This window comes from Enterococcus sp. AZ194 (assembly GCF_051713825.1).
Classification (GTDB): Bacteria; Bacillota; Bacilli; order Lactobacillales; family Enterococcaceae; genus Enterococcus_K.
Genome location: NZ_JBIOQR010000001.1, coordinates 3,775,162 through 3,793,982 on the forward strand (window position 1 = coordinate 3,775,162; position 18,821 = coordinate 3,793,982).

An 18,821-nucleotide genomic window follows, 5' to 3' on the forward strand; every position below is an offset into this window, starting at 1 on the left:
TAAGAGTTCGAGGAGGTTGGGGCAGAAGTGTTTAACTCCAGCTACACTCCATGGACTCCGATCTCAACAACTTCTATGCATGAGACAGGCTAGATAGTTGTTGCACAGTACCTACCCGGTTCTCGGAGTTAAACGCTTTTCCAACCTCTTTTTGACTACACAAATGCTATTTTTCCGCTCAACTAACTGGGTGTTGAAGCTGAATTCGCCCATCCACAAACGTCAGTGGTGTCACATAAACCTGTCTATTGCCCCCTTTTTTTATATAATCTGTATGTGCATGATATACACAATATTGCTCACCCGTTGGCAAGTCAACGACACTATTATGACCTGGACCTGAGACGACCTCATCAGTTGCCAGAATCGGATTATTCTGATATTTTTTAAACGGTCCCAATGGGCTATCTGAAACAGCCGCACCTATTCCGTAATATTCACTTGCAAAAAAATTTGCTGAATACATCAAATGATACTGATGATCTTTTTTCACAACAAAGGGGCCCTCAGTCCAAAAAACACCTTGTTCTGTCTGATATTGTTTTTCCCACGGTTGGTTAGGTTGAATGAGGCACACTGCTTCTCCCTCGACAGAGATAAAATCTTTTCCTAATCTTACGCCATAAATATCTGCTGTTTTTGACGGGTTATCCTCCCATGCACGTGAATAATAAAGATAGTTTTCTTCTCCATCTTTTAAAATATGGGCATCCAATACGCCATAACCAAAATCGAACATCGGTTGGCTATCATAAACATCTGTAAACGGACCAGTTGGACTCTCTGCCACAGCCACTCCAATTCTTAAGCAATGCGCCTCAAATTTTTTCCATTGTGCCGTATAATACATGTAAAACTTCCCTTGAAATTCATAAACCTCGGGTGCCCAGAATAGTCGACTGCCAAAACTTTTGGCGTTCTTTTCGAAACAGACTACAGGCTCACTCCAATAAAGAAGATCCTTAGAGGTCCAACAATAATACCCATCAAAATCACTTGTCGCGTACAAATAATAAGTTTCCTCTACTCGTAATACATAGGGATCTCCAATGTTTTGAATCGTTAGCTTTCCACCAGAACTGACTTTAGACATATCTAATTTACCCCACTTCAATTTTTTCGTTGACTCTTACTCATCGAAACGCATTGTTCAACTACAAAAAACAGAAAAAAAGTTGAGCCTCCTCAAAACTTTTCTTCTGTTTTAACAAATCAAGTAAACCGTTATTTTACCTCTGCGAACGCTCTAAGACGCTCATATTCAACTCCGGCTAAGGCAACTATCCCTGTGCCATGCGCATCATTTAAGAGCCAACCTAGGCTGTGATAGTAGTCACGTGAAAAGGAGAAACCAGAGCCTCGACAAACACCGTATAAATTGCCACTCTTATCTATACAAAATTCAGCTAAACCTTCCCAAGCCTTTTGGACAGTTTCTGTAGCTTTTTCAATCAGCTTCTCTTGTAAATAACCATTTCGAATCCCTCGTGACAAAGCACAAATAAACATAGCAGTAGAAGAACTTTCAAAATAAGCCTCTTTATCATCTAATAACTGATGCCATAAGCCATTTGTATCTTGACTGGCAATGATTCCCACTGACAGTTCATTGTAGAAGGCTTCAACTTCGTCTCGTCTTTCATGAGTCGCTGGCATTTTTTCCAGTAATTCAGATAGAGAAAACATTACCCAGCCATTCCCCCTACTCCAAGGCAATTGATTCGCTTTTTTAAAGCGCGTATCAAAAATATGACTCATGATATTTTTTTCATTGATAAAAAATCGTTCTCTGAAAAATTTCATCTGGTTTATAGCATCTGTTAAGTAACACTCTTTTTGACTCAGTTCCCAATAACGAACAAGGAACGGCACACTCATGTAGAGATCATCCACCCACATGGTATCATTTTCACGATAAAATGCACCATCAGCCTGTCTAAGAGTCTCATCTTTCATAAAATTAGCGATACGGTATGCAATCGGAAAAATTTTCTCATTTTGCTCGTAGTTCAGACTTTCCAACATCAAACTACCAAACGAACCACAATCATCTAATTCTCTCAACCAATAAAATTGTGTATTAATTAACGGGTATTGATAAACTTTTCTATCCCATTGACCATAGTCATCATGCGTAATAATTTGCTCAACAGAATGTATAGAATAGGTTTTCCACTCCTCTTGCGAAAAATACTCACTTGCTTCTAAAAAGCCATACAGCGTCACACCCATCCAATAGGTCCAATGAGCAAATAAACTACTATTTCTTGATAAGCGAACCTTTGCTCCCACAAACGGTGCTTCCCAATAAATAGATTCGCCATTCGAACTCTCTTGGACAACAGAAAAATCCATTTTAGGCTGTTCAGAATCTTTTACCGGGCCACAATATAACCAATTCAGCTTAGGGAAGTTACCATTCCAATTAAAAGCCTTCATGTCTTCTGATAGCTGACTTCCACGATAAATAAGCTCTAGCCATTGACCTTCTGATTTTATATCAATGAGGTTGTCTTTTTCTATCTCTTGACCTTCAGAGAGTGAAAGATTGCCTATTCCCGAGTAAATAAACTGCTGACAATTCCAAGGAATTTCTATTTTCACAAAATATGTTTCAACTGTTTCAGATTGAATAGTCGCTTCCTGTAAAGTCGCCAACATTTTGGTGAACAACTCATCTTCTGGAATATCTGCTAGCTTTTGAAGATGGAAACCTAACATTGGTAAAAAATAATCGCAAATTTTATAAAAATGTGTCGGCGCCCATTGTGGGGCTTGATTTCTAATTCTAAAACCGCAACCTAGTGGCGTTTTTTCTGTCACAAAAGTTAATTGGTTTTGCCCCTTATTTAGATTTAGAGACAATTTATTTGCTTGGCGGCGATTCTCTTGATCTGGTGTGGATTGAAAAACAGCTACCTCATTTATATAAACTACGGTAGGTCCCACACACTCAAGCGCTAAGTGTATCGTTTGAATAGAATCAGAAGGAAGATACGTGGTGGCCACGCCTTTTTCGCCAACAACTAATTCTTCATATTCTTCTTCAAAAGAAACGACACACCAACCATCCTTTGTATACGGTTGGCCGCTTGGAAAATCAATCACTGGGATATAAGGTATTTCTGGGTTTGCCCCTGTGAAACGTTGAATTAAATGAGTTAAGATTGCTTTTGTATCATTTCCAAAATTAAATTTTGCACTGTCTTTTTTATCAAAGTACATATTCATCAATCCTTTCTTAAATAACTAAAGAGACCATCAAAAATTCTTTCCAACAAGTTCAGTTAACCAATACGTGGCACATGAAAACGATCATTAATTTCTTTGATTAAAGAGAGATCACATTTCGCTTTTCTGTCATAAGTCAATAGCCCATTAATTTCCTGCTCAACGTCAGTTAATTGCGTGTAACAAAAACCGTACAAAATTTCTGAAGTATAGAGTGCTTTCATAACACGAGCATACTCTGAAATAAATTCTTCCTGATTTTTGGCAGAAGTGTAGCCCCACCCTGGCTGACCAGAAACGTCAAAGCCTATGCCACCAAACTCCGTTAATAAAACAGGTTCTCCTTGATTCTCAAAGCCTTCCGCATAAATAGCCCAAGCAGAAGAAGAATAAGCTAAAATAGCCTTTTTTGTCCGAAGTGTTTCAATGAAAAATTCATACTTTTGTTTTTCATCCTTGTTTCCATGCGCATAGTTATGGATGGCACAGATATCTGTTTCGGTCATAGCCCAGCCATCATTTGAAATGACCAAACGGGTTGTATCCAATGAATGAATATAATGATACATCGTCTGTGAAAAATGCTGTTGTTGTCGGCTTCTTTGTACATCTGGTATGCCCCAGCTTTCATTTAATGGAACCCACGTCACAATGGAGGGGTGATTATAATCTCTGTCAATAATTTCTTTCCACTCAGTCATCAACCGATTAACAGAATCCTCATTATAAAAGGGCGCAGAAGCACATTCTCCCCAAACTAAAAAGCCTAGTTTGTCTGCCCAATATAAAAATCGTGGATCCTCTGTTTTTTGATGTTTCCGACAGCCATTAAATCCCATCTCTTTTGATAATTCAATATCCTTGATAAACGCTTTATCATCTGGTGCAGTCATTAAACTTTCTGGCCAATACCCTTGATCAAGAACTAACTTTTGATAATAGGGACGATTATTTAAAAAGACCATGCCGTTTTCTTGATGAATTTTTCTAAAACCAAAATAGCTAGAAACTTTATCCACCGTTTGTTTTTCCTGAACCAATTCAAATGTGATATCAAATAAATTAGGCGTCTCAGGTGTCCATGAATAGCCCTCACCATGAAAATTATGTCTAAATATTTTTTCATCAAACAAATCAACTGAAAAATCGAGCTTTTTACTTTTAAAATCAAGCTCGCCACTCGTAATCGCTTCTTGCCCATAATAAATTTGGAATTTTAACTTTAATTGCTCGTTCGATTCATTTATTTTTGTTTGGAGTCGAATTTTCCCTTCATCATAAAGAGGGGTCATTTTAATTTTTTCGAGATACACTTGATTAACTTCTTCAAGCCAGACTGTCTGCCAGATTCCTGTAGTATTCGTATACCAAATCCCTCGACTTTCTGCTTCCCAAAATTGTTTTCCACGTGGAATCGATTCATCTGTCAAAGGATCAAATACCCGGATAACCAAATAATTTTCTGGTTGGAGATAGTTTGTAATATCCACACAAAATGATGTATGGCCTCCTTCATGAGTAAGCACATGTTCTCCATTAACGTAAATGTCTGATAGGTAATCGACAGCACCAAAATGTAAAATATAGCGTTTATTGTCTTTCTTCTCCACGTTAAAGTTTCTTTGATACCAAACAATTTCGTGTGGCTCCGTAAGCCCAATACCACTAGCTTCTGATTGATAAACGAAGGGTACCTTAATTGTTTGACTAAATTTCTGTGAGTTATGATACCATTTCTCCTTCAATCCTTTGTCTGCATCATCAAATTCAAATGCCCATTCACCGTTCAAATTTTTCCAGTTTTCTCTGACAAACTGTGGTCTAGGATAGTCATTTTTTTTCATTATTTCTTCACCTTCAGCTAATTTCTTCTGTAGCAATCATCTACTCTACATTCTTTATATTTATGAACACAAATTTAGTTTGTAAGATTCATCCATTTTCCGTTTCTGTCTGAGTCATAGATTCCACAGACCATTTTTAAGGAGTCAATGGCATCCTCACATGCTAAATAAGAAAGATAAGGATCCTTCACACCAGTCAACTTATTCACAAAAGTCTGAATCAGTCGTTGATGACCGTTCCCCCAATACTCTTTACTCACATAGCTTTGTTTTTCTTCCATCAAGGGTACTTTCTGCCCGTTAATGAATAGCTCTTTATTCGTTAATTCGACGGTGGCCCCTTCAAAATCAAATAAGACACTTGGTGTTCGATCAGAAGAAAAATTATTAGATGCATAAATCACTACGGGAATCTGTTCATCAATCATGGCTGTTCCCATCGCTGCATCTTCTACTTCAATGTCATCTTCTAACAATGATTGCATAATTTTCCCCTTGATCTTCTGAGGACATTTAATAAACCACGGCACGACATCTAGTGTGTGGATTGCTTGATTAATCAGCAATCCACCACCTTCTTCTTTCCAAGTTCCTTTCCAACTATCTTTTGCATAATAACTTGCATCACGATGCCAACTCATTTCACATCGAATCCCCTTAAGCTTGCCAAAGGATTGATTCTCAATTCGCTCTTTCAACTTAATAAACGAAGCATTAAAGCGATTTTGATAACAAACAACATACTCTTTTTTAAAAATTGATTGTTGTCGGTAAATCTCTTTTGCATCAGAAACAGTGGTCGCCATTGGTTTTTCACAAATGACATGTTTATTAAAAGAGAAGCTGTCAACCGTCATTTGTTTATGCAAATAATGAGGTGTCGCAATAATAATCACTTGAATTCTTTCATCAGCTAGCAAGTCTTTATACTCTTGATAAAAATCAGTGGCATGCATTTCTGCAAACTGTTGGCCTTTTTTTGGGTTGTTATCACATACAGCAAGCAGCTGTGCGCCTTCTATCCGCTCAATTGCTTCTGCATGAACGCCAGCAATATTTCCACAACCAATTATTCCAAATGTAATCATCTCATCACACGTTTCTTAAATTAATAAGTCCCTTCAGTATCTAAGACTTGTTCTTCTACAGTTTTTTCTTTTGAGCTATCTATTCGTTTGGTTAGCTCTTCCAAAAAACGATCCTCATCAATTGGTAAATTTACCCATTCTTCTGTCCATGAAGACAAATGAATGGCGTTTGAAATGCTCAATCCTTTCATACCATCCTCTGCTGGAGAGATTAACGTTTCCCCGTTCAAGATGTGGTTAATAAAGTTTTGAGTGACTTTTTTGTGTCCAGTATGGCCATCGAAAACAACAGGAATTTTGATTTCCCATACTTCAGGTTCACCAAATCCGCCTGTATACGTCTCATTCCATTCTTTTTCATCCACCACTGTCCGCCAAAACTTGAGTTGATCGTCTTCAATCACAATTTTCCCTTGAGAACCAACAATTTCAAAACGATTCGTTCCTGGCGTTTCTGTTGTTGTTGTGACAAATACACCTGTTGCGCCATTCGGGTATTCAGCATACGCCGTTACTTCTGTCTCGACTTCGACATTACGCCGTTTGCCATAATAAGCAAAACTATAAATTCGTTCTGGCATTCCACAAATCCATTGCCATAAGTCTAATTGGTGCGGATCCTGGTTTAGTAGTACCCCACCACCTTCACCAGCCCAAGTTGCTCGCCAGCCTCCTGAATTGTAATAGCTCTGTGAACGATACCAGTTAGTGATAATCCAATTGGTTCGTCGTAACTCACCAATTTGACCAGATTCAACCAGTTCTTTTGCTTTTTGATACGTAGGATTCATCCGTTGGTTATACATTAATGAAAGAGTTAGCTCAGGATGACGTTTGGCTTCCTCAATCATCTCACGAACTTTTTTGGTATACACCCCAGCTGGTTTTTCGACTAAAGCATGTTTGCCTGCTTTCAGTGCTTCTATCGCTAAGATAGGATGATCATAATGTGGCGTAGAGATAATCACCGCATTTACTTCCTTGTCAGAAAAAACGGCTGTAGCATTTTCATAAAACCGATAATGTTCGCCATACTTCTTTTTTGCTGTTTCTAATTTTAAAGGGTTGATATCGCAAAAGCCGAATAACTCAATGCCTTTAATCTCGTTTGACAATAGATTACTTGCATGTAGGTTTCCAATATTTCCAACACCAATAATGACTGTCTTTACGTTTCTCATTACTTCCACTCCTGCTTCAATTGATTGACCAAAATTTCTTTTAACGCTTGGCTCGCAACAGAAAATAATTTTTCGCCATCTGAGGCTGTATTTGAAATAGATAGCTGCGTCTTTTCTAAATCAGCAAACCCATCAAAAATAGACAGATGGGGTTCTAAAGAAGCAAAACCAAAAAAATCCGTTGCTATCAATGCTGCTAAGACTTCTTTTACTTTGCCATCACCAAGTCCTGCTGGAGTCACTTTATGGTCTGAGTAAAGAGCATCTTTGATATGCATATAGGCGATGTGCTCTTTTAACAAATCATAGGCATGTGGATAAACCTCTACCTCACATTGCACAAAATTAGCTGGGTCAAAGGCTGCTTTTACTTGCGGGCTATTCAACTCATTTAATAAGGTCAGACAGCGTTCAGGTGTATCTCCGTAAATGTCTTTTTCATTTTCATGCAACAGCGTAATCTCAGGATAGTCTTTAGCAACCGCTAAAAATTGCTGCCATCTTGAAATAACCTCTTCTTTGTAGTCATCTGGATTTTTTTTAGAATCAATAAAGAAGCTGAACATTCGAATATATGGACTCTCAAAAATACGGGCAATGTTTAAGACATGTACAAATTTTTCCAAATGCTCTTCAAATGGATCATCAATATTGATTTTCCCAATAGGAGAACCAATACTAGATACTTGAATCATTGCATGATCAAATTTCTTTTTGTACATCTCCGCCTCTTCAATTGTAAAATCACTGACGTTTTTCCCATCAATTCCACGTATCTCAATATGAGAGATTTGGTTTTTCTTGAGCACACGCACTTGCTCTTCAAAATTTGGACTAATTTCATCTGCGAAGCCTGTAATTGTAAAGTTATTCATACGAGTCACCTTTTCTTTCTTTTTCATTTTTCCATAGAGAAGAAAGTTTTTTATTTGTTACGTTGAAGATTATTCCCCAAAATAAAGCATTTCCAAAAAGAATATTCAGCAATTGCACATAATAACCAATGCTTGCCCACAACATCACAAGTATTAATAAAAACACTGTTGTAAAAGTATATCGCCAGCTGGTAAATAAGGCTTTTTTCAATTTAATTTGCCAGGTGGTAGCTGTCATTTCTTCTAGCGCAAGATAATAGATGATTGAAATACCTATAAACATCAAAGTAATATAAATCACTGGAAAAACAAACATTTTCCCCATTTGAACCATTAAGATGTAACTATCTACTAAACAAAAACTTAGAAAAGCAGTCAAAATAGTCCCTACCTTAAACTTTTTTCCATAACTATTTTTTAAGCCTGCTGTATATTCTTTAAACGTTGTTACCTCATCATGCAAAAATTGCTGCAAGGTCATTAAATTAGGCAGTACAAAAAGAAAAGCTATGGCATAAAAAATGAAAGTTGTCACTGAAAATTTAAAGAGTAAATTCACTACAACCCATGGCAATGAATAAACCGACATAAATAAACTAAGCTTTACATAATTATAGATAGCACCATTAATTTCTTGAATCATTTTTGGTGAAACTAACTTTCGTAAACTTGAGAACATTTGACTTCTATCCTTTCAGTCCACCAGCTGACATGCCATCAATAAATTGTCGTGAAGCTGAGAAGAATAGGATAATAGAAGGCAATAAAGCAATCACCGACATCGCAATAATTTGATTCCAGTTAAAGCTTCCGCCCGTTGTATCCATCGCCATTTTTAAGGCAACCGCTACCGGGAATTTTTCCACACTAGAGATGTAGATTAATGGCCCCATAAAATCATTCATACTTCCCATAAACTCAAGCAAACCAATTGTCACTAAGGCTGGTTTAATAATTGGCAATAAAATTCTGAATAAAAACTGCATGGAATTACAGCCATCCATCATTGCTGCTTCATCATAGTCGCGAGGAATTCCACGCATAAATTGAACAAGCATAAAAATATTAAATGCGCTCTGTGCAAAAAGAGTCCCTGCTATCAATGGAACATAAGTATCTAAAAAGCCTAAATTCCGCCAAAAAAGATACATTGGTATGGTTTTAACCACACCTGGTAAAAACATGGTTGAGATCATTGCAGAAAAAAGAATTTTCTTAAAAGGAAAATCAAATCTTGCAAACCCATAAGCCACAAAGACTGTTGAAATTAGTGTGAAAATCACTTTAGGAATAACAATTTTAAATGTGTTCACAAAATAAGTAGCAAAAGTAAACTCTGTCCCTGTTTCCCAACCTTTTACGTAAGGGGTAAAATCAAAAGAACTTGGCCAAAAACCAATAGAACTGAAAATTTCCGCATTCGTCTTAAAGGATGCGCCAACCATCCAGATAATTGGATAGAGCATTAATAAAGCAACAGCTAAAAGGATAATGTAACGAATCGTCGCGCCAATTTTTAACGTTTTTTTCTTAGGTTTATTTTGTGTAACTGTGATATTTTCTGCCATTTTTCTCACTCCTCATCCACGTAATACACCCATTTTTTCTGGGAAATAAATACGATGCCTGTAAATAGCATGATGATAATGAACAATATCCATGACATAGCACTCGCATAACCCATTCGGAAAAATTTAAATGAGTAGTTATAAATTAATAGTGATGTAAACTGGGTCGCTTTTAATGGTCCCCCACCTGTGATTAAGTAGGCACTGTTAAATTCTTGGAAAGCTCCGACCATTCCCATGACTAGGTTGAAAAATAATGATGGGGTAATCAAGGGTAAAGTTATCTTGAAGAACTGAGTAACTTTACTTGCACCGTCAACCTCAGCAGCTTCGTATAACTCTGCTGGTATATTTTGTAGAGCTGCCAGAAAAATAATCATTGACGAACCAAATTGCCAGACTCTTAGTAAAGAGACAACAATCATTGCAAGTCCTGGATCTGACAGCCAAGGCAGTGGCTCAATACCGAAAATGCCAACTGCTTGGTTTACCAGTCCATCACCAGTAAATAGAAATTTCCAAATAACAGAGATTGCGACATTCCCTCCTAAAATAGAGGGAATGTAATAGGCTGTTCTAAAAAAGTTGATTCCTTTTAATTTAAAGTTCAGTATTACTGCAATCAGCAAGGCAAAAACAAGCGCTGCTGGGACCGTTAACAAGGCATATTTAAATGTCGCAACCAACGAATCAATAAATTCTTTGTCTTTAAATAATTCTTTGTAATTAGCCAATCCGATGATTTTCGGATCACGAACCATTGTAAAGTCCGTGAAGCTAATATAAAGAGAATTTAAAAAAGGGTATACCGTAAAAATTAAAAATCCTATAATCCAAGGCATCACGTATAGTAAGCCTGTCCAGTTTTTCTTTCTCATAGTCTGATCTCCTAACGGTTGCTATTCAATCGTGCTTTTTACTTGTTCGACTGCTTCTGTCATACCATCGATTGTTTTTTGTGCTGCTTCATCCGCAGTAATCTTTCCATATGAAAACTCATCAAATGCATCATTATACGGCTGCATTACTTTACCCATCTCCGTGTATTTACTAAAGGTAATTCCTTTTGTATTTTTTACGTAGTCATACACATCTTTTTCAATCCCTGAAATTTGACCATCTTTATTCAAAATATCGAAAGCCTTTTGATTCGCCGGAACGCCACGCGCCATACTCATCGCTTTAACCCCTTCTGGATCATTTAACAAGAAATTCAGTAATTTTACGGCTGCTTCTTGGTGTTTTGAGTTTTTCGAAATAGCAAATAACATCGACGGTTTATTGATTACTACCTGTTCGCTACCTTCAGATAAGGTGGGGAAAGATGCCATAGATAATTCTTGCCCTGCTTCCTTCATGTTTTTATATTCTCCAGAAATTAGTGAAGACCAGTTAGTTAAGGTTGCATATTGGCCATCTAATAATTTCTTAGCCGGTGCCCCTGGATTGGCATCTGCTTGTTCTTTTGTTTCTTGAATGGTTGGAATAACGCCTTTATCAATCATTCCTTTATACCATTCAAAGGCCTTTTTGACAGTTTCCTTATCATATTGAAAACTACCATCGTCTGCCAAAATCGTTTTCCCTGTTTCTTGTTGCAGGTAAGTGAGTAACGCATACGTATCAATTCGTGCTGGAAAGGCGCCATCCTCAAACTTATCCGCGGCTTTAATATAACCATCCCAAGTTGTCGGTACTTCTAAGCCTCGATCTTCAAACGCTTTTTTGTTTACTGCCCAAACTCGTGCATTTTCACTGAATGGTATCGCATTTAACTTGCCATTGACTTTCCCTGAATCTAAGATTGATTTATCATAACCAGATACATCTAACCCATCGATACCGTTAAGGTCAGCGAAACCAGTCCCATCCGGTGAATATTGCGCTAACCAGTCATAGTTCACTTGCATGACATCTGGTTCAGTTCGGCCGGTGATCTGTGTGGCCATTTTTTGTTCGACCCCATCCCAACCACTGTACTCAGCTTTTACTTTGATATCTGGATTAGCTTTTTCAAAGGCTTTAATCGCTGCTAATGTAGCTTCATGCCTATCATCTCCACCCCACCAGCTAATTCTAATGGTTGTCTTCCCATCAGCTGCCTTATCTTTACTTCCATTTCCACAGCCAACCAATAAAACCGTACAAGCCATGAGTGTCCCACAAATAGTTAACATTTTTTTAATTCTCATTATAATTCCCCTCCATGTTATTTAAACTATTTTGTAAACTGTAACTTTTACTCCATGACTATATCACCCGAGGTAAGCCTTTACAATAGCATATTGACGCTAGAAATCACTTTCAACTAAACACGCAACTAACCGATAATTTTCCCTATTTCCATCGAAATGTAGTTGCTATTTAACGCAACTATTTTGTGTTATTTTTTTATTTAACGTACAATCCATCTAAATCAAAAATGATTATGAGGAGTGTATTTATGTTTATTCAATTAGATGATACCGGCTTAGAAATTCTCAAGGCACTCGCCTCTGACACGCGAGTGAAAATTATTCATTCTCTTTCCAAATCTCCATCCACTGTTAGCAAGTTGGCAGAAACACTCGGTCTAAGTAAAGCAATTGTTTCTCGTCATGTCCGTCTTTTAGAGGACGCCGGACTAATTTATTTAGAAACAGACCGAATCTTTTCAGATCAACGAGTCAAACAGTTTAAGTTAGCTGTTGATCATATAGAAGTTGATTTTCCTAAAAAGATTCACCTTCCTTATAAAGAAATTGATACAGAAATAAAACTAGGTTACTTCTCGAACTTCTCTGTCATCCCAACTTGCGGACTTGCTAGCGCTAACGCCACAATCGGTGAATTAGATGACCCTCGAACCTTTGTTGCAAATGAGCGAATCAATGCTTCTCTACTTTGGTTTTCAGATGGATTTGTCGAATATGTTGTTCCAAACCAACTACCAAAAAATGCAAAGCTTGAACTATTGGAGCTTTCTTTAGAGATTTCTTCAGAATTCCCCGAATCAAATAACAATTGGCCCAGCGACATCTCTTTTTACATCAACGACACTTTACTCGGCACATGGACTGCTCCTGGAAATTATTCAGATGTGCGAGGTGCGCTAACTCCTAAGTGGTGGGAAAGTGGTTTTAGCCAATATGGGGTTTTGAAGCATCTGAGAATTACACACAAAGATAGTGGCATCGATGGAAAACATCTCTCAGATATTAAACTAGAAGATTTAAAGCTTGATTCTTCCCCATTTATAAAAGTTCGAATTGGAATTGATGAAGCCGCAGAAAATAGGGGAGGACTGACCATATTCGGTAGTGAGTTTGGCAATCATCCTCAAAATATTTTGCTAAGAATGTTTTACTCTGAGAATGGTTAGGTTGTTAAATTTATTTTAAAGTGGCACACGAATAAAGCTGCTGAAATCACCTTTTTTAATAGTCATTGTTTTTTGGCTACCTATACCTTTGAGTTCAAACTAAAGAGAGTCCAGAGTATCAATAAATTGACTGATACTTTGGACTCTTTACTCACGTCTAGTCTCTTGGAGGGGGTCTAAGAGACTAGACGGTCGCTCGTAAATTTATATGAATCTTATGTTTCATATTTGATAAATACAGGTAAAAATAGTCGTGAATTGACCGTTGCAGCTCCTGAAAAACCAAATAGAAGAACTAGCCAAAATGATAGACTAAAAAACACATCATTCATTGAACCAATGACCAGAAATACAAGGAGTCCTCCTACGACATACAGCATAGGTTTACTATTTAAAACGGCTATTTGAAAGCAGACCTTAAATGTTTGAAAAATTGAATTGGAGTATCTCGCTGTGTAGGGGAAAACTAACAGTCCCCAAGAAAACAAAATCATCCCAAAAATAAATAATCCGCCAACTGATACATACATTAATAGACCTACTAGTAAGCGAGTACAAATAAAACTAGTCACGCCAATAAATACGAACATAAGAAGGAACCCCTCTAGGATGATTCCCCGAACAAAATTCGTTCTATACTCTAACAAATAGTTTTGTAGCCTTTTAGTCGGCAGATCATGCGCTGTGGTTTGTATCTCATTAAACATCACGCTATACAGAGCAATTAACGCCGGCCCAAAAAACAAACCAAATCCACTAGTAATTATAAAAAGCATATTCAGTAAGTACAAATCAACCGCTGTTACACAAATCTTATAACTATTTTTGCTTGGATCCATTAATCCTCTCATTTTCTACGTTCCTTCCATCCATTAATTATCCTTTAACTGCACCAATCATTACTCCTTTGATGAAATACTTTTGTAAGAACGGATAGATACAAAGGATTGGCAAAGTCGAAATAACTATCGCTGAATATTTAATGGTTTCCGCAAAAGTATTCACCGAATCAAGAGACGATGCCCCTTGATTTAAAGATTGATCATTGGCTAGTAAGACGGCTCTAAGGACATTTTGAATCGGCAATAAATTCCTATCTTTTATATAAATTGACGCACTAAACCAACCATTCCAGTGCCCAACACCATAATACAAAAGTAATACCGCTAGGGTCGGTTTAATCAGTGGTGTGATGATTTTAAACAAAATCGTAAAATCATTTGCCCCATCCATATACGCAGATTCGATTAAACTATCAGGAATAGCATCGATTGCCGAGCGACAAATAATTGCATTATATAAACTCAGCGCCCCTGGAATGATCAGGGCCCACAAATTGTTATATAACCCTAATTCTCTTTGATTCAAATAAGAAGGAATTAATCCCCCACTGAAAAACATTGTAAACATAAAAAATGAAACAATCGCTTTTTTAAACATAATCTTTTGAGAAGACATAAAAAAGGCACAGAGCAAAGTCAGCAACATATTTAACGGCAAAGAGAAAATCAAGATAAACAATATATTTTTATAACCACTGACAATCAATGGGTGCTTAAAGGCGTTCGTATAGGCTGTTAAACTGAACCCTTTTGGCCAGAGCAGTTTTCCTGCATTGGCGGTGATTGAGCTACTCTCCGAGAACGAAGCAACAAATACATACCATACTGGATATAAACAGGCCAGCACTAAAAGTAGCAAAATAACTATATTTATCACATCAAATAGTCGACTCCCTGTCGTTGTTTTTCCTTTTGTTTTAACCATCTCTTCCCCCTCCTAAAATAGGCCTGAATTCGCCGTTTTTTTCGCAATTCGATTTGCAATCAATAACAAGGTCACGTTGATTAGAGTATTAAACAACCCAATAGCTGTACTATAGCTAAAGTCTGCATTCAATATCCCCATTCTATATACATAGGTTGAAATAACATCTGCCACTTGATAAGTAGATGGCGAATACAACAATAAAACTTTTTCAAACCCGACACTTAAAAGCCCGCCAATTCGTAACACGAGTAAAATGATTATGGTCGAACGAATGCCTGGCAAGGTCACATGCCACATCTGTTTAAATCTACCGGCACCATCAATTTTTACGGCTTCATACAATTCCTGATCTATTCCAGACAAGGCGGCCAAATAGATAATCGAATTCCACCCGATATTTTGCCAAATTCCTGAAATAACATAGATGGGAATAAAAAAAGTTTTGTTCGCTAATAGGTTTGTTCGTGCAATTCCAAAATGGACTAAAACATCATTAATTAGGCCATCAGATTGTGTAAACACCTTAATCAAACTACACATAACCACCAAAGAAATAAAATAGGGCATATACGTAATCGTTTGAACAATTCGCTTAAATACCTTACTCTTCACTTCATTAATTAACAAAGCTAAAATAATCGGTGCCGGAAATCCGATAATCAAGGTAGTCATACTGATAATAAAGGTATTTTTTATCACTCGAAATGCGTTTGGATCTGAGAAAAATCGTTTAAAATTCTCCAATCCAACCCAGCGACTCCCCAGAATTCCTAAATGCGGCTTATAATCTTTAAACGCTATAATAATGCCGTACATGGGTTTGTATGAAAAAACTAGAAAATAAATGATTACTGGAGCAACCATCAAGTACTTAATTTTATTTCGTTGCCAATTTTTTTTGAATCGTTCAAAAAAAGGCTTCTGTTCGTTTTTCAGTAAATTTCCCTCTTCTATCACCATATTATTTTCCTTTCTGATCAGCACACTTTTTTGAAAAAAGATTTGAGATACTCATCATCTCAAATCTTTTTCACCTATCAAACGACTCGCTTGGTTTACTGTAGAGAGTCGCTAGTTGTCCCTTTATTCAGATAAACGACTGACCCTTTTATCGTTTTAAATATCTATCATAAGCAGTTTGGCGAATCTCAAGATACCTATCTATCCCTTGATCTTTAAGATCTTTCACAAATTGATCGTACTCATCTAAAGAGCGTTCGCCAGTCATAAATTTCATTGCATTCTCTGAAATATAAGCATCTAGTGTATTCGTAATTGTCGCTAATTCTTTTGATTCCTCAGACGTATAGCTCACTTGTTTGGGAATTGTCGTATCTATCGCTTGTTTATTTTCGTTATACCATTTAGTAGAGGCAGCCATTGCAGCTGGGTCCATTCTGGCCTCCACTACTTTCACGCTTTGAACGCCCAATCCAAGGTCTACGTTTCCGGTATATTCTTTCAGTGCCTCAATCGTTCCAAGCTTGTTATCAGTCACTTCTTTCGTAAATTCGGGTTGATTATCTTTTAATTCATAACTCTTATCTTTTGTTCCAAAATTCCAATAACGACTTCCTTCATCAGTGAATGCCCAATCCAACCACTCTAATGCTTTATCAAGCTTCTTTCCTTCTGTCGTTCCACCCACTTGAAATCCGTAACCATTCACTAACTGATCATAATAGATTGCTGCTGTTTTTTTACCGTTTGCTTGGTTGGGGTATTCTATCCCTACCCATTGCGCGTTCTTTCCAGAAGCCTTCGCATCTTCCATATAAGTTGTTAGGGTGCCTGCAGTTGTCATTGTTATGCCGACTTTATCATTTTGGATTTTGGTTTTTAAATCAGAATCCCCTAAAGTCACAACATCTGGATCAATCAATCCTTCACTGAACAATTTATGCAACCACTCCATATAGTTTTTCCACTCTGGCTGTGCTTGAGCTAACTGAATTTTGTTATTGTTATCTACATACCCAGCAGTTCCAAATGTCCCATATGCTCCGAATGCGCCCGCAAACCCTGGAGCCATTCGTCCGGTTGTAAAAGCAAACTTCGCGCCATACTTTTCATTAAACACACGCATAACATTTTCCCAATCATCAATGGTTTTTGGCTCAGATAGATGTTGTTCATCTAACCAGTCTTTTCTAAGCATGGGGCCTAAGTGAGTGGCTGTGATAACATTATCTCTAAAAAAACCAAATGAATAATATTTTCCATCGTCTGTTTTTACTGCTCGATCATAGTCAGGATGTTCCTTTAAAAAGGCCCAATAATTCGGCGCTTTTTCTGGAAGCAAATCCGTCAGATCCTTAATAACATTGTCTTCAAGATACATTTGAGCACTCTGAGCCATTGGATACTGAATAATATCTGGTAAAGAGCTTTCTGATGTCATTAAATTAAAGGCTTGTGCCTCATCGGTTCCCTCGGTTGGGAATTCCCAATCCACAGTAATGCCAGTTTCCTTTTCTAACCCTTTATGAAAAGGAGATTGCCTCCAATCTGAGATAGTCGTAGCTGGTTGTAATTTAGCTGACCAAACTTTTAAATTCTTACTTGTTTTCGCAGTTTTTTCTGTACTCCCACCACAAGCCGATAATAAAAGGACTGAAAGCATCATAATCCCTAGTCCAGACAACACCGTTTTAATTCTCATTAAACATTCCTCCTTTATTTCATGTGTCAATTACAATAAAGCGTTTTCATCATTTAAATGATACTTTTTATAGATTTTTGGACAATTCTTTTGTTTTTGCGTATTCATTTTTTCCAGCAAAACAAATGCATCACAAAAAAACTAACCTATTCATACAAAAAAGATTGTTGTCAATAATCAACGTTTCTCTTTTTGGAAAAATAGATTAGCCCAATACTATTTTCTTATTACTAAAGAATTTAATCCACCATTTCCTTATAGCCTAAATTAAATTCCGTCAAATAAACCCAATAAATCCGTCAATTTTGCTGTAGCCAACGCCATAACAGTATCTGCTGCGCCATAGTAAATTTTAATCTCTCCATCCTCTTCTAAAATCATACCAGTCGGAAAAATCACATTCGTCCGAAACCCTGTAGACACTTCATACGTCGTTTCAGGGACCATCAATGGTTTATCATAGATACCTAAAACCTTAGCTGGATTCTCCAAATCAAGCAGCGCTAACCCGACACAATACCTTTTTTTCCAAACCTCTTCCCAACCATTTTTCCCTCTAGTTTCGTCAATATCCACCGTATGAACCAATGTCAACCATCCTTTATCAGTCTTTATTGGTGGTGCTGCAGGGCCAATTTTATTGTTCGCAAAAGGGTAATCTTCCACTGCTAAAACAAGTTCTGATTTCCCCCAATAAATTAAATCCGGAGACTGGGAGGACCAAATGTCAAATTGCTCCTTTCCACGACTATATACAGTGAAAGGCCGTTCCAAACGAACATAATTCCCATTGATTTTTTCTGGAAACAAAACCATGTTGCGATTATCTGGCAGACTTAAAGAAAGAACGTCAAAGGTTTTAAAATCTGTCGTTTTAGCTATACCACCGCGAGTTCCATGATGTGTATCTACAGCAAAACAAATATAGATTTCCCCATCTATAACCGTCAGTCTTGGATCATAAGCACGTGTAATTTCTTGATCCTCTTGTAACAAAACAATGGGTTCGTCTTGCACTTTCCAAAAAAGCCCCTCTTCACTTACTGCTAGCCCCAGGTTCGTTCCACCAAATGTCGTACCGCCCTTGTAAGCATAATCATTTCTAAAAAGCATAATGTAGTGATTCTTCCATTTTATGACCCCTGCATTAAAAACTAATTCAGAAGCATACGGAACCTGTTTTGCTGTTAAAATGGGATTTTTCTCGTAACGAGTAATGATTTTTTCTGATTTCATTTATT

The 18,821-nt window shown here is 37.2% G+C and carries 16 protein-coding genes; 1 reads left to right on the forward strand and 15 read right to left on the reverse strand.

Features of this window, described 5'->3' with window-relative positions; all coding sequences use genetic code 11:
- Positions 1 to 178: 178 nt before the first annotated feature.
- The 10 genes from IGI37_RS17540 to IGI37_RS17585 form a co-directional block, all read right to left on the reverse strand.
- Positions 179 to 1,093, reverse strand: coding sequence for a glycoside hydrolase family 43 protein (locus IGI37_RS17540; RefSeq protein WP_438763371.1), 915 nt, complete (start codon positions 1,091 to 1,093; stop codon positions 179 to 181).
- A 131-nt stretch (positions 1,094 to 1,224) separates the two neighbouring features.
- Complete coding sequence (locus tag IGI37_RS17545; RefSeq protein WP_438763372.1) at positions 1,225 to 3,225, reverse strand: glycoside hydrolase family 88/105 protein; 2,001 nt, start codon at positions 3,223 to 3,225, stop codon at positions 1,225 to 1,227.
- 62 nt (positions 3,226 to 3,287) lie between these two features.
- The gene (locus IGI37_RS17550; protein ID WP_438763373.1) at positions 3,288 to 5,075 is read right to left on the reverse strand and encodes a glycoside hydrolase family 2 protein; all 1,788 of its coding nucleotides are present in this window, start codon (positions 5,073 to 5,075) and stop codon (positions 3,288 to 3,290) included.
- Between the two features lie 74 nt (positions 5,076 to 5,149).
- On the reverse strand, positions 5,150 to 6,163 hold the full coding sequence (locus IGI37_RS17555; protein WP_438763375.1) for a Gfo/Idh/MocA family protein: 1,014 nt from the start codon (positions 6,161 to 6,163) through the stop codon (positions 5,150 to 5,152).
- Between the two features lie 20 nt (positions 6,164 to 6,183).
- Positions 6,184 to 7,344, reverse strand: a complete 1,161-nt coding sequence (locus IGI37_RS17560; protein WP_438763376.1) for a Gfo/Idh/MocA family protein — start codon at positions 7,342 to 7,344, stop codon at positions 6,184 to 6,186.
- Positions 7,344 to 8,219: a sugar phosphate isomerase/epimerase family protein gene (locus tag IGI37_RS17565; RefSeq protein WP_438763378.1), complete on the reverse strand. Its 876-nt coding sequence runs from the start codon at positions 8,217 to 8,219 to the stop codon at positions 7,344 to 7,346. Before IGI37_RS17565 ends, IGI37_RS17560 begins: the two co-directional genes overlap by 1 nt.
- Complete coding sequence (locus IGI37_RS17570; protein WP_438763379.1) at positions 8,212 to 8,898, reverse strand: hypothetical protein; 687 nt, start codon at positions 8,896 to 8,898, stop codon at positions 8,212 to 8,214. Before IGI37_RS17570 ends, IGI37_RS17565 begins: the two co-directional genes overlap by 8 nt.
- A 7-nt stretch (positions 8,899 to 8,905) precedes the next feature.
- Positions 8,906 to 9,787, reverse strand: a complete 882-nt coding sequence (locus IGI37_RS17575) for a carbohydrate ABC transporter permease (RefSeq protein WP_438763380.1) — start codon at positions 9,785 to 9,787, stop codon at positions 8,906 to 8,908.
- Between the two features lie 5 nt (positions 9,788 to 9,792).
- Complete coding sequence (locus IGI37_RS17580; RefSeq protein ID WP_438763381.1) at positions 9,793 to 10,665, reverse strand: carbohydrate ABC transporter permease; 873 nt, start codon at positions 10,663 to 10,665, stop codon at positions 9,793 to 9,795.
- Between the two features lie 21 nt (positions 10,666 to 10,686).
- Positions 10,687 to 11,979: an ABC transporter substrate-binding protein gene (locus IGI37_RS17585; RefSeq protein ID WP_438763382.1), complete on the reverse strand. Its 1,293-nt coding sequence runs from the start codon at positions 11,977 to 11,979 to the stop codon at positions 10,687 to 10,689.
- A 251-nt stretch (positions 11,980 to 12,230) separates the two neighbouring features.
- Between IGI37_RS17585 and IGI37_RS17590 the strand changes: the two genes are divergently transcribed.
- Complete coding sequence (locus tag IGI37_RS17590; RefSeq protein ID WP_438763383.1) at positions 12,231 to 13,148, forward strand: ArsR/SmtB family transcription factor; 918 nt, start codon at positions 12,231 to 12,233, stop codon at positions 13,146 to 13,148.
- Positions 13,149 to 13,363: 215 nt separating this feature from the next.
- On the opposite strand, the gene IGI37_RS17595 is transcribed toward IGI37_RS17590, so the two are convergent.
- The 5 genes from IGI37_RS17595 to IGI37_RS17615 all read right to left on the reverse strand — a co-directional run bounded on the left by IGI37_RS17595 (position 13,364) and on the right by IGI37_RS17615 (position 18,816).
- Positions 13,364 to 13,999 carry a DUF624 domain-containing protein gene (locus tag IGI37_RS17595; protein ID WP_438763384.1) on the reverse strand — a complete coding sequence of 212 codons (636 nt, stop codon included), beginning with the start codon at positions 13,997 to 13,999 and terminating at the stop codon, positions 13,364 to 13,366.
- 25 nt (positions 14,000 to 14,024) lie between these two features.
- Positions 14,025 to 14,915 (reverse strand): carbohydrate ABC transporter permease, encoded by an 891-nt coding sequence (locus IGI37_RS17600; protein ID WP_438763385.1) that lies wholly within the window; start codon positions 14,913 to 14,915, stop codon positions 14,025 to 14,027.
- A gap of 12 nt (positions 14,916 to 14,927) precedes the next feature.
- Positions 14,928 to 15,878 carry an ABC transporter permease gene (locus tag IGI37_RS17605; RefSeq protein WP_438763387.1) on the reverse strand — a complete coding sequence of 317 codons (951 nt, stop codon included), beginning with the start codon at positions 15,876 to 15,878 and terminating at the stop codon, positions 14,928 to 14,930.
- A 148-nt stretch (positions 15,879 to 16,026) separates the two neighbouring features.
- A complete protein-coding gene (locus IGI37_RS17610) occupies positions 16,027 to 17,580 on the reverse strand; it encodes a hypothetical protein (protein ID WP_438763388.1) in 1,554 nt (517 codons plus the stop codon).
- Between the two features lie 267 nt (positions 17,581 to 17,847).
- Positions 17,848 to 18,816 (reverse strand): glycoside hydrolase family 130 protein, encoded by a 969-nt coding sequence (locus IGI37_RS17615; RefSeq protein WP_438763389.1) that lies wholly within the window; start codon positions 18,814 to 18,816, stop codon positions 17,848 to 17,850.
- Positions 18,817 to 18,821: the final 5 nt, after the last annotated feature.

Excerpts from the sequence above, each read along its gene's own strand:
- IGI37_RS17540 (WP_438763371.1), bottom strand. The coding sequence starts at position 1,093 with ATGTCTAAAGTCAGTTCTGGTGGAAAGCTAACGATTCAAAACATTGGA.
- IGI37_RS17615 (WP_438763389.1), bottom strand. The coding sequence starts at position 18,816 with ATGAAATCAGAAAAAATCATTACTCGTTACGAGAAAAATCCCATTTTA.
- IGI37_RS17545 (WP_438763372.1), bottom strand. The coding sequence starts at position 3,225 with ATGTACTTTGATAAAAAAGACAGTGCAAAATTTAATTTTGGAAATGAT.
- IGI37_RS17590 (WP_438763383.1), top strand. The coding sequence starts at position 12,231 with ATGTTTATTCAATTAGATGATACCGGCTTAGAAATTCTCAAGGCACTC.
- IGI37_RS17585 (WP_438763382.1), bottom strand. The coding sequence starts at position 11,979 with ATGAGAATTAAAAAAATGTTAACTATTTGTGGGACACTCATGGCTTGT.
- IGI37_RS17570 (WP_438763379.1), bottom strand. The coding sequence starts at position 8,898 with ATGTTCTCAAGTTTACGAAAGTTAGTTTCACCAAAAATGATTCAAGAA.
- IGI37_RS17555 (WP_438763375.1), bottom strand. The coding sequence starts at position 6,163 with ATGATTACATTTGGAATAATTGGTTGTGGAAATATTGCTGGCGTTCAT.
- IGI37_RS17550 (WP_438763373.1), bottom strand. The coding sequence starts at position 5,075 with ATGAAAAAAAATGACTATCCTAGACCACAGTTTGTCAGAGAAAACTGG.
- IGI37_RS17580 (WP_438763381.1), bottom strand. The coding sequence starts at position 10,665 with ATGAGAAAGAAAAACTGGACAGGCTTACTATACGTGATGCCTTGGATT.
- IGI37_RS17565 (WP_438763378.1), bottom strand. The coding sequence starts at position 8,219 with ATGAATAACTTTACAATTACAGGCTTCGCAGATGAAATTAGTCCAAAT.
- IGI37_RS17600 (WP_438763385.1), bottom strand. The coding sequence starts at position 14,915 with ATGGTTAAAACAAAAGGAAAAACAACGACAGGGAGTCGACTATTTGAT.
- IGI37_RS17595 (WP_438763384.1), bottom strand. The coding sequence starts at position 13,999 with ATGAGAGGATTAATGGATCCAAGCAAAAATAGTTATAAGATTTGTGTA.
- IGI37_RS17605 (WP_438763387.1), bottom strand. The coding sequence starts at position 15,878 with ATGGTGATAGAAGAGGGAAATTTACTGAAAAACGAACAGAAGCCTTTT.
- IGI37_RS17610 (WP_438763388.1), bottom strand. The coding sequence starts at position 17,580 with ATGAGAATTAAAACGGTGTTGTCTGGACTAGGGATTATGATGCTTTCA.
- IGI37_RS17575 (WP_438763380.1), bottom strand. The coding sequence starts at position 9,787 with ATGGCAGAAAATATCACAGTTACACAAAATAAACCTAAGAAAAAAACG.
- IGI37_RS17560 (WP_438763376.1), bottom strand. The coding sequence starts at position 7,344 with ATGAGAAACGTAAAGACAGTCATTATTGGTGTTGGAAATATTGGAAAC.